This window comes from Streptomyces sp. NPDC057543 (assembly GCF_042801895.1).
In the GTDB taxonomy this organism is placed as follows: domain Bacteria; phylum Actinomycetota; class Actinomycetes; order Streptomycetales; family Streptomycetaceae; genus Streptomyces.
The window spans coordinates 1-9,978 of sequence record NZ_JBHVFF010000304.1; the positions used below are offsets into that span (position 1 = coordinate 1).

Below are 9,978 nucleotides of genomic sequence, written 5' to 3' on the forward strand. Positions count from 1 at the left end.
GAGGTATCACCAGCGTGTTCAACGACCCGTCAGCGGCACACCCACCGGCCCCCGTCACCCTCGCGCAGCTCGCCGACTTCGCCGCGGACTCCTACGGCGGGCAGGAGGCGCTCGTCGACGACGAGGTCCGCTGGAGCTTCGCCCGGCTCCGTGACGAGATCGCCGCCTGCGCACGGGCCGCCATCGCCCAGGACATCGGACCCGGCGACCGGGTGGCCGTCTGGGCGCCCAACACCCGGCAGTGGATCACCGCCGTACTCGGCGCCGTGTCCGTCGGCGCCGTCCTCGTCCCCCTCAACACCCGCTACAAGGCCGCCGAGGCCGCCGACATCATCCGGCGCAGCGGCGCCCGGCTGCTCTTCACCGAGCGGGGCTTCCTCGGCACGGACTACGTGGCGATGCTTCGCGACGCGGGCGAGGACCTGGGTCGGCTGAGCGGCACGGTGGTGCTGCGCGGACAGCCCGCACAAGGCACACTCGGCTGGGCCGACTACCTCGCGGCGGGCGAGGGCGTGCCGGAGTCCGAAAGGGCCGCCCGCAGCGCCGCCGTCCGCCCCGACGATCTGGCGGACATCCTCTTTACCTCCGGCACCACCGGACGCCCCAAAGGTGTGATGACCACCCACGGCCGGACGATACGGGTCTTCCAGGAGTGGTCCCGCGCGGTCACCCTGCGCACCGGGGACCGCTATCTCCTCGTCAACCCGTTCTTCCACGTCTTCGGCTACAAGGCAGGCATCGTCGCCTGCCTGCTGAAGGGGGTCACGATGATCCCCGAGGAGGTATTCGACCTGGAGCGGATCCTGCCCCGACTGGCGAAGGAGCGGGTCAGCGTGCTGCTCGCCACGCCGACCGTCTTCCACAGCCTGCTCAACCACCCCCGGCGCGCCGAGCACGACCTGACGGCGCTGCGCCTGGCCGGCGCCGGAGGCAGCGGCGTCGGCCCGCAGCTGATCGAACAGGTCCGCGCAGAGCTGGGCATCCCGGCCGTCTTCAGCGCCTACGGCCTCACCGAGTCCACGGGAGTGGTCTGCGTCTGCCCACCGGACGCGGACGCGAAGACCGTGGCGACCACCGCCGGTCCGGCCCTGCCCGGCACCGAGGTCCGGGTGGTGGACGCCGACGGCGCCCCGCCGGCGCCCGGCGAACCGGGCGAGGTGGTGGTGCGCGGCTACAACGTGATGCGTGGCTACCTGGACGACCCCGAGGCAACGGCCCGCACCATCGACGCGGACGGCTGGCTCCACACCGGTGACATCGGCGTCCTCGACGAACGCGGCTACCTGTCCATCACCGACCGCCTCAAGGACGTGTACATCGTCGGTGGCTTCAACGCCTACCCCGCCGAGGTGGAGAACGTCCTGCGCGGCCACACGCAGATTGCCGACGTCGCGGTCGTCGGCGCCCCCGACGCGCGCCTCGGCGAGGTCGGCGTCGCCTTCTACGTCCCCGCCGCGGGAGCGGAGCCCGATGCGGCGGAGCTGACCACTTGGGCCCGTGAACGGCTCGCGAACTTCAAGGTCCCGCGCCACTTCCACGCCGTGCCCAACCTGCCGCGCAACGCCGGCGGCAAGATTCTCAAGGCGGAGCTGCGGCGCATGGCACGGGAGTCGTCGGCGTCCTGAGCCCGACATCGAAGCTGCTCGAGCGACGACGCGAAAACCCCGCCCCGCAGACTTCCCGCTCATCGGGAGAATCTGCGATGGCCGCCGTCGCCCCGACCGCGCACACTCGTCGCGCGGCGACACCGCGACCGTCCCAGCGCACCGCCGCGCGCCCGCTGCGCTGCGTACGCCACGCCCTCCCGGCCGCCGCCCGGCCCACACCAGCCAACCACTTGACCCGAGGGACGAGATGGCGAACACACACAACAGTTGGGACCAGGAGTGCGACGTACTGGTCGTGGGATCCGGTGGCGGTGCGTTCACCGGCGCGTACGGCGCCGCGGCCCGCGGCCTGGACACCCTGGTCATCGAGAAGACCGGGTACTTCGGCGGCACCACCGCCTACGCCGGCGCCGGCCTATGGCTGCCCGGCAACCCCGCCCAGGTACGGGGCGGCCTGAAGGACTCCGCCGACCTCGGCCGCGCCTACTTCCGCTCGGTGGTCGGCGACGCCACCGCGCCGCGGCGGGCGAGGGCCTGCGTCGAGCGCCTGCGACACCTGCACCACGATGCCGTCGTGCTCCTCGGCCACCGAACCCGGGCGGCCCAGCAGCAGCGGGGCATGCGCGGCCGGCGTCGCCTCGTTGTGGGTGAAGCTGCTGGTGGCGAGGATGGCGCCGCGCCGGGCCCGTACGGCGACCCGCTGCCGCCGAAGCGACGGCGGGCCCGCCCGCGCTTCGTCCTCGCCGGACACCAGCCCCCGCGCGAATGCCCTTCCCGCTCAGTGGGAGCCGCCTATTTCGTTCCGGAATAGTGGAGCGTACGGTCCTGCCAATTCCGCCACCACGACCGCCCGAGAGGGGAAGTTTTCATGGCCGAAGATGTGCTGGCAGCGATCCGCGCCCTCGCACCGACCCTGCGCGAGCGCGCGGCCGAGGCCGAGTCGCTGCGCCGCGTGCCCGATGCCTCCGTCAAGGAACTGGAGGCCACCGGCTTCTTCCAACTGCTCCAGCCCGAGGCGTTCGGCGGCCGGGCCGCTGAACCGGCCGTCTTCTACGCCGCGGTGAAGGAGATCGCCAAGGCCTGTGGTTCCACCGGCTGGGTCGCCTCGGTGGTCGGCGTCCACCCCTGGCACGTCGCCCTGTTCGACCCGCGCGCCCAGCAGGAGGTGTGGGGCCAGGATCCCAAGACGCGGATCTGTTCCTCGTACGCCCCCACCGGTACGGCCGTCCCGGTCGACGGCGGGTTCAGACTCTCCGGCCGCTGGCACTTCTCCTCCGGCTGCGACCACACCGAGTGGGCGCTGCTCGGCTGTCTGGTGCCGGACTCCGAGGGCAACCCGGTCGACATGCGCACCTTCCTGATCCCGCGCTCGGAGTTCCGTATCGACGACGTGTGGGACACCGTCGGCCTGCGTGGTACCGGCAGCAACGACGTCGTCGTCGAGGATGTCTTCGTCCCCGACCACCGGGCGCTGAGCTTCGGTCCGGTCACCGCTTTGAAGGTGCCCGGCCACGAACTCAATCCCGAGCCGCTGTACCGGCTGCCGTACGCCGGTGTGTTCACCACCACCATCTCGACCCCGATCGTCGGCATCGCCGAGGGCGCGTACGAGTCCTACGTCGAGGCGACCAGGCAGCGGTTCCGTGTCTCCTACGGCCAGAAGGTCGCCGAGGACCCGTTCGCACAGGTCCGCATCGCGCGCGCCGCCGGCGACATCGATGCGAGCTGGCTGCAGCTGTCCCGCAACATCACCGACATGTACGAACTCGCCCGCCGTGGCGAGGAGATCCCGATGTCCGTGCGCACCCGCACCCGCCGGGACCAGGTGATGGCCACCGAGCGGGCCGTCGCCGCCCTCGATCTGCTGATGGAGAACTCCGGTGGCAGCGCCATGCGCACCGGTCCCAGCCCCGTCCAGCGCGCCTGGCGCGACGCCCACACCGGCCGCGGCCACGCCGCCAACGACCCCGAGCGGGCGCTGCAGATGTTCGGGCAGAGCGCGCTCGGCATGAACATCCAAGACCCCATGGCCTGAAGAGGTGTCGCACATGGCAGAGCTCACCCACGCATCGACCTCCCGCACCGCCGAGGCCGCGGGGCTCACGCTGCACTACCACGAGGCCGGCCCCCGGACCGGTCCGGTTGTGATCATGCTGCACGGTGGCGGGCCCGGCGCTTCCGCCTGGTCCAACTTCGGCCGCAACCTGCCCGTCTTCGCCGCGCACTTCCGCACGCTGCTCGTCGACCAGCCCTGCTTCGGCCGCTCGGACAAGCCGGAACTCGACAAGGACTACTTCAGCTACAGCGCCGACGCCGTTGCCGCCCTGATGGATGAACTGGGCATCGCCCAGGCGCACTTCGTCGGCAACTCGCTCGGCGGCGGTACCTCCGTCCGCATGGCCCTGAACCATCCGGACAAGGTCGGCAAGCTGGTGCTGATGGGCCCCGGCGGCGTTTCCGTCAACCTCTTCGCCCCCGACCCGACCGAGGGCATCAAGCGACTGTTCGAGTTCAACGCCGCACCGGAGCCGACCAAGGAGCAACTGCGCGCCTTCCTCGGTGTGATGGCGTACGACCAGTCGATCGTCACCGACGAACTGGTCGAGGAGCGCTGGGCCTCGGCCACCGACCCCGGTAACAGGCTGGGCAGCGCCCGGATGAGTGCAGCCTTCGCCAACCCCGCCTGGGCCGAGGACTGGATGCTCTGGCGCGACGCCCACCGCATCACCCACCCGGTGCTGCTCACCTGGGGACGCGAGGACCGTGTCAACCCGCTGGACGGCGCGCTGGTCGCCCTGAAGGCCATCCCGAACGCCCGCCTCCACGTCTTCCCGCACTGCGGCCACTGGGCGCAGGCCGAGCAGGCCGACGAGTTCAACCGGCTCGCCCTCGACTTCCTCACCCACTGAACCGCACCGCCGCACCGAAGGAGAACGACCATGGACATCCGTGCTCTCGGCTACCTGCGCCTGGAGACCACCGAACTCGCCGAGTGGCGCACCTACGCGCTCGGCGTCCTCGGCATGGTGGAGGCCTCCGGCACCACCGAGGACACCCTCTGCCTGCGCATCGACGACCGCGCCCACCGCATCGTCATCCAGGCCGGTGACAGCGACCGGCTGCTGGCCGCCGGCTGGGAGGTTGCCGACGCCGCCGCGCTCGACCTGGCCGGCCGGGAGCTGGAGGCCGCGGGCTTCGCCGCAAAGCCGGCCGACGTCGCCGAACTCGCCGAGCGACGTGTCCGCGGCCTGATCCACACCAGCGACCCCTGCGGCAATCCGCTGGAGATCTACTGGGGCCAGGCCCAGGACCACACCCCCCTCGGAACTCCGTACGGCAACCGCTTCGTCACCGGTGACCTGGGCCTGGGCCATGTGGTGCTGCCGGTGCCGGACATCGACGCCGCGCTGGACTTCTACGAGAACCTGCTCGGCTTCCAGTTGCGCGACTCCATGAGGCTGCCGCCGCAGGCCGTCCCGACCGCCGCCGAACAGCGCGACTTCCACTGGATGCACTTCCTGAGCCCCAATCGCCGCCACCACAGCCTGGGCCTCTACCCCGGCGCGCTGCCGCCCGGCATCGTGCACTTCATGGTCGAGCTGGAGACCCTCGACGACGTGGGCCGCGGCCTGGACCGCATGAACGCTGCCGGGATCCCGATCGCCTCCAGCCTCGGCCGCCACACCAACGACCACATGGTCTCCTTCTACGCCCAGGCGCCCGGCGGCTTCCAGGTGGAGTACGGCTGGGACGGCCTGGTCGTCGACCCGGCCACCTGGGTGGCCAAGGAGATCACCGCCGACAGCTTCTGGGGCCACCAGTGGAACGGCTGAACGCCCCGCGAATCGACGCGGCCGTCTTCCGCGACGTCCTCAGCCGCTTCGCCAGCGGCATCACGGTGGTGGCGGGACTGGACGACACCGAGCCCGTCGGGTTCGCCTGCCAGTCCTTCGCCTCGCTCTCCCTCGATCCGCCGCTGGTCATGCTGGCCGTAGGCAAGGCGTCCACCAGCTGGCCGAGGATAGAGCGGGCGGGCCGCTTCTGCGTCAACATCCTCGCCGAGGACCAGCAGGCCACCTGCGCCGCGCTCGGCCGCAGCGGCCCCGACAAGTTCGCCGACGTGCCCTGGAGCGTCAGCGAGCACGACACCGTCCGCATCGACGGCGCCCTGGCCACCGTGGACTGCCACCTGGCGGATGTCCACGAAGCCGGCGACCACTACATCATCACCGGTGAGGTCGTCGACCTCGCCGCCCAGGACGGACGGCCCCTGCTCTACTTCCGCAGCCGCTACGCCACCGGCGTGTTCGCCAACTGAACCAAGCCGGCACAGCCGTTGACCGCCTGGGCGGATCCGTTGAAACACCACCGCCCAGCGCCGGAACGAGGTCGCTGAACACAGTCGTACACCGCCGCGAACCGAGCACGAAGGAACCCGCCCATGCCGATCGACGTCGAGAAGGTGACCTCCGGCCCGTCCGTGCGCGCCACCGCGGCCTGGGACGACCGCGACGTGCGCCTCTACCACCTGGCGCTGGGCGTGGGCGTCCCGAGACCGACCCCGGTGAACTCCGTTACGTCTACGAAGGACACGAGCGGACCGCGAACCCGACCTGGTGCCGGGCCTTCCGACCCCCCCTCAGCAGGGGCTGCTCTACCGGCTCGCCGTGGACTGGAACCCGCTGCACGCCGACCCTGCCGTCGCCGCACAGGCCACGACCGACCCGTCCTGCACGAGCTGTGCACCTTCGGAGTGGCGGTCAAGGCCGTCACAGACCACCTCCTGGGCGGCGACGCCGACCGCGTCGCACAGGGCTGTACGCGCTTCGCCGGGGTGTTCTTCCCCGGCGAGATCCTGCGGCTGCACATCCGGGACACCCCCGACGGAAACCGGCTGACGGCCACCGCGGCGGATCGTGACGACGCCGTCAGTCCTCACCGACGCCCGCGTCACAGCCCGCCGAACCCGCTGAACCCCCTCGACCGAGAGGACCGCACACGCGCATGAGTACCGAGTGGGACCACACGTACGACGTGGTGGTGGTCGGCTCCGGCGCCGCCGGGATGGCCGCGGCCATCACCGCCCGCCTCCGCGGACTGTCCGCCCTGGTGGTGGAGAAGACCGATCGCTACGGCGGCACGACCGCCCTGTCCGGCGGTGCGATCTGGGTGCCGAACAACTTCCACCTGGACGCCGCCGGTCTCGGCGACACCCCGGAGAAGGCCCGCGCCTACCTGGACGCCACCGTCGGCGACCGCGTCCCCGCCGAACGGAAGGACGCCTACGTCGAGCACGCGCCGCGGATGGTGCGGGAGTTCCACGACCGCACCGACGTGAGGTTCGCCTACACCCCCGGCTACTGCGACTACTACCCGGAGCGGCTCGGCGGTTACCCGCAGGGCCGCTCGATCGAACCGGAGATCTTCGACCTCAACAAGCTTCCGCACGAGCAACGCGCGACCCTGCGCCGTGCCGGACTGCCCACGTACGGACTGACCATCACCTCCAGAGATTTCCGGCGGCTGAACATGGTCGCCCGCACCTGGGCGGGCAGGCGGACCTCGGTGAAGGTCGGCGCCCGCGCAGTGGGGGCCTTCGTCACCGGCAGGAAGCTGCTCTCCCTCGGCGAGGCGCTCATCGCCCGGATGCGGCACTCGCTGGACCGGCTCGGCGGCGAGCTGTGGCTGTCCGCCCCGCTGACCGCACTGGTTCAGGACGGCGGGAGGATCGCCGGCGTCCGTGTCACGCGTGGCGGCCAGGAAGTCACCATCCGAGCGAGAGGCGGTGTGGTGCTCGCCTCCGGCGGCTTCTCGCACGATCAGCAACTGCGCGAGAAGTACCTGCCGTCGCCGACCTCCGTCGAGTGGAGCTCCACCCCCGAAGGGCAGACCGGCGACGCCCTGGAACTGGGCATCGCCGCCGGCGCCGCCGTCGACCTGATGGACAGGATGTGGGGCGCGCCGTCCGTGGTGCCGCCCGGCAGCAGGCCGTTCTTCCTGGTCGCCGACCGTGGCATCCCCGGCATGGCGATCGTCAACGCGGCGGGCGAGCGCTACGCCAACGAGGCTGCGCCCTACCACGAGTTCGTCGACGCGATGTATGCGGCCGACAGGCCCGAGGCGACCACGGTGCCGTCCTGGCTGATCCTCGACGCCACCTCCAAAGCCCGCTACATCTTCATGGGCCTCTTCCCGGGCCAGGCGTTCCCCAAGGCGTGGCTGGAGAGCGGCTTCGTGAAGAAGGCCGGCTCCGTCGAGGAGTTGGCAGGGCTGATCGGCGCCGCCCCGAAGCGGCTGCGGGCCACCGTGGACCGATTCAACGGCTTCGCCCGCGCCGGCCGGGATGCGGACTTCCGCCGCGGCGACAGCGTCTACGACCGCTACTACGGTGACCCGAAGCTGCCCAACCCCAATCTGGCGCCGCTGAACAAGGCCCCGTTCTACGCCGTCCCGGTGCACCCCGGCGACATCGGCACCAAGGGCGGCCTGGTCACCGACGCCACGGCCCGGGTGCTGCGGGAGGACGGGGCGGCGATCGAGGGCCTGTACGCCTCAGGCAACGTCTCCGCCGCGGTCATGGGCGAGACGTACCCGGGACCCGGCGCGACCATCGGCCCCGCCATGACGTTCAGCTGGCTCGCGGTCGACCACATCGCCCGCACATGACCCGTGCGCAGACACCACACCAGGAACAGGAGCAGACCATGCGGCGCTTCGAGCGACGGCGGGTCCTGGTCACCGGCGGTGGCTCGGGCATCGGTCGGGCGACCGTGCTGCGGCTGCTCACCGAGGGCGCGGCCGTGTGCGCCCCGGCTGTCACGGTGGCCAAGGTGGCGTCGAGCCGCGCCCCGTGGTGGTCGAACAGCTTGTCCACCCGGTCCTGCACGCTGTCGGCGACCGGCCCGTGTGCGGGCAGCAGCCGTACGTCGGGCATCGTTCGCACGAGCAGCAGCGAGGCCAGGCAGTCGCCGAGCGGCGAGTTACCGGGATCCACCTCGAAGCCGATCGACGGGGTGATGTGAGGCAACACGTGGTCTCCGGAGAACAGCGCCCCCGCCGCCGAATCCAGGAACACCACATGACCCTGGGTGTGGCCCGGGGGCGGGATGGCCCGCAGCGTGCGGGTGGTCAGGGGAATCTCGACGCTCCCTTCCAGCCACCGGTCGTGCAGCTCCCACGTCCTGTCGTCCACCGTCGTGTCCTCCGGCAGCGCCGCGAATTGCGCGAGAACGTCGCCGGCCCCGCAGCGCGCCAGTTGCGCGACCTGGCTCACCGGGCGCCGCGGCACATCGCGGATCAGCCACTCCAGCGCCGGGCGCTCGCCCGCCCCCAGGCCGATCGGCGTGCCGAACGCACGTCGCAGAGCCACCGCCTGCGTGCAGTGGTCGCGGTGCAGATGGGTGACGAGGAACTGCGAGACGTCCTGTAGTCCTTAGCCGATCGCGTCGAGGGCGCGGGCGAGCTGCTCCTGGCTCTCGACCAGCGCCCAGCCCGAGTCGATCAGGACGACGTGCTCGCCCTCGGCGACGGCGTAGACGTTCACCGAGCGCAGCCCGTCGCCGGGCAGGGGCAGCGGGATGCGGTGGATGCCGGGCAGCACCTCGTACACGCCCGGCTCTCTCCACTGGGGTGTGCGCTGGTTCATTAGAGCTCGCCTCCCGGTTGGAAGGTCGTGGGGGAGGGCGCGAGTACGGTTCGCAGGGCGTGCGCCGCCTCGGTGAGCGCTTGGTCGGCCTCCGGCAGCAGCCTGCCCAGGCCGAGGAAGCCGTGGAACGTACCGGGCCACACCCGCACCTGCGGAGTGGAGCCCGCCGTTTCCAGGCGCCGCGCGTAGGCAAGAGCGTCGTCGCGCAGCGGATCGCACTCCGGGAGCACCACGACCGCCGGCGGAAGACCGGTCAGGTCGAATGCGAGGCCGGGGGAGGCGTACGGGTGCGCGCCGTCCCCTCCGCCGTCCAGGTACTGCTCCCAGTACCAGCGCATGTGCGCCGACGTGTGGAAGAAGCCCGTGCCGTACGTACGGTACGAGGGGGTCGCCATCCGGTGGTCGAGAACGGGGTACGCCAGCAGTTGAGCCGCGATGCCGGGACCGCCGCGGTCCCGGGCCATCAGGGTCACGGCCGCCGCGAGATTGCCGCCGCTGCTGTCGCCCGCGACGGCCAGCCGGCCGGCGTCGCAGCCCAGTCGAGCCGCATTCGCGGACACCCAGGCGGTGACGGCGTACGCGTCCTCGGCCGCGGACGGGAAGCGGTGCTCCGGGGCGAGGCGGTAGTCCACCGACACCACCACCGCACCCGTACGGGCGGCCAGTTCGCGGCAGAGGCCATCATGGGTGTCCAGGCCACCCAGCACCCAGCCGCCGCCGTGGAAG

General features: G+C 71.4%; 10 protein-coding genes and 1 pseudogene. 8 read left to right on the top strand and 3 right to left on the bottom strand.

Annotated features, from left to right (window positions below; all coding sequences use genetic code 11):
- Positions 1 to 5: 5 nt before the first annotated feature.
- The 8 genes from ACFU8Q_RS34525 (at position 6) to ACFU8Q_RS34560 (ending at position 8,273) form a co-directional block, all read left to right on the top strand.
- Positions 6 to 1,625: a FadD3 family acyl-CoA ligase gene (locus tag ACFU8Q_RS34525; protein WP_384462013.1), complete on the top strand. Its 1,620-nt coding sequence runs from the start codon at positions 6 to 8 to the stop codon at positions 1,623 to 1,625.
- Between the two features lie 229 nt (positions 1,626 to 1,854).
- A complete protein-coding gene (locus ACFU8Q_RS34530) occupies positions 1,855 to 2,418 on the top strand; it encodes an FAD-binding protein (RefSeq protein WP_384461986.1) in 564 nt (187 codons plus the stop codon).
- 57 nt (positions 2,419 to 2,475) lie between these two features.
- Entirely contained in the window at positions 2,476 to 3,642 is a 1,167-nt protein-coding gene (gene hsaA, locus ACFU8Q_RS34535) for a 3-hydroxy-9,10-secoandrosta-1,3,5(10)-triene-9,17-dione monooxygenase oxygenase subunit (RefSeq protein WP_384461989.1), read from the top strand.
- Positions 3,643 to 3,655: 13 nt separating this feature from the next.
- Positions 3,656 to 4,516 (top strand): 4,5:9,10-diseco-3-hydroxy-5,9,17-trioxoandrosta-1(10),2-diene-4-oate hydrolase, encoded by an 861-nt coding sequence (gene hsaD, locus ACFU8Q_RS34540; RefSeq protein WP_384461992.1) that lies wholly within the window; start codon positions 3,656 to 3,658, stop codon positions 4,514 to 4,516.
- A 30-nt stretch (positions 4,517 to 4,546) separates the two neighbouring features.
- Positions 4,547 to 5,440 (top strand): VOC family protein, encoded by an 894-nt coding sequence (locus ACFU8Q_RS34545; RefSeq protein ID WP_384461995.1) that lies wholly within the window; start codon positions 4,547 to 4,549, stop codon positions 5,438 to 5,440.
- Positions 5,428 to 5,925, top strand: a complete 498-nt coding sequence (locus tag ACFU8Q_RS34550) for a flavin reductase family protein (protein ID WP_384461998.1) — start codon at positions 5,428 to 5,430, stop codon at positions 5,923 to 5,925. The genes ACFU8Q_RS34545 and ACFU8Q_RS34550 overlap by 13 nt, the downstream gene beginning before the upstream one ends.
- A 435-nt stretch (positions 5,926 to 6,360) precedes the next feature.
- Entirely contained in the window at positions 6,361 to 6,615 is a 255-nt protein-coding gene (locus ACFU8Q_RS34555) for a hypothetical protein (RefSeq protein WP_384462001.1), read from the top strand.
- Positions 6,612 to 8,273 (top strand): FAD-dependent oxidoreductase, encoded by a 1,662-nt coding sequence (locus tag ACFU8Q_RS34560; protein WP_384462004.1) that lies wholly within the window; start codon positions 6,612 to 6,614, stop codon positions 8,271 to 8,273. The genes ACFU8Q_RS34555 and ACFU8Q_RS34560 overlap by 4 nt, the downstream gene beginning before the upstream one ends.
- Here ACFU8Q_RS34560 and ACFU8Q_RS34565 read toward each other — a convergent pair.
- The 3 genes and pseudogenes from ACFU8Q_RS34565 to ACFU8Q_RS34575 form a co-directional block, all read right to left on the bottom strand.
- A pseudogene (locus tag ACFU8Q_RS34565) lies at positions 8,236 to 9,021 on the bottom strand (MBL fold metallo-hydrolase); the annotation flags it as partial. The gene ACFU8Q_RS34560 and the pseudogene ACFU8Q_RS34565 overlap by 38 nt on opposite strands.
- Positions 9,022 to 9,039: 18 nt before the next feature.
- Positions 9,040 to 9,252: a hypothetical protein gene (locus tag ACFU8Q_RS34570; RefSeq protein WP_384462007.1), complete on the bottom strand. Its 213-nt coding sequence runs from the start codon at positions 9,250 to 9,252 to the stop codon at positions 9,040 to 9,042.
- Positions 9,252 to 9,978 (bottom strand): alpha/beta hydrolase (locus ACFU8Q_RS34575; protein ID WP_384462010.1); only part of this gene is annotated, 727 nt, incomplete at its 5' end. The genes ACFU8Q_RS34570 and ACFU8Q_RS34575, both read right to left, overlap by 1 nt.

What these genes read in the sequence shown, in the direction of transcription:
- ACFU8Q_RS34530 (WP_384461986.1), top strand. Translation starts at nt 1,855, where the DNA reads ATGGCGAACACACACAACAGTTGGGACCAGGAGTGCGACGTACTGGTC.
- hsaA (WP_384461989.1), top strand. Translation starts at nt 2,476, where the DNA reads ATGGCCGAAGATGTGCTGGCAGCGATCCGCGCCCTCGCACCGACCCTG.
- hsaD (WP_384461992.1), top strand. Translation starts at nt 3,656, where the DNA reads ATGGCAGAGCTCACCCACGCATCGACCTCCCGCACCGCCGAGGCCGCG.
- ACFU8Q_RS34545 (WP_384461995.1), top strand. Translation starts at nt 4,547, where the DNA reads ATGGACATCCGTGCTCTCGGCTACCTGCGCCTGGAGACCACCGAACTC.
- ACFU8Q_RS34560 (WP_384462004.1), top strand. Translation starts at nt 6,612, where the DNA reads ATGAGTACCGAGTGGGACCACACGTACGACGTGGTGGTGGTCGGCTCC.
- ACFU8Q_RS34570 (WP_384462007.1), bottom strand. Translation starts at nt 9,252, where the DNA reads ATGAACCAGCGCACACCCCAGTGGAGAGAGCCGGGCGTGTACGAGGTG.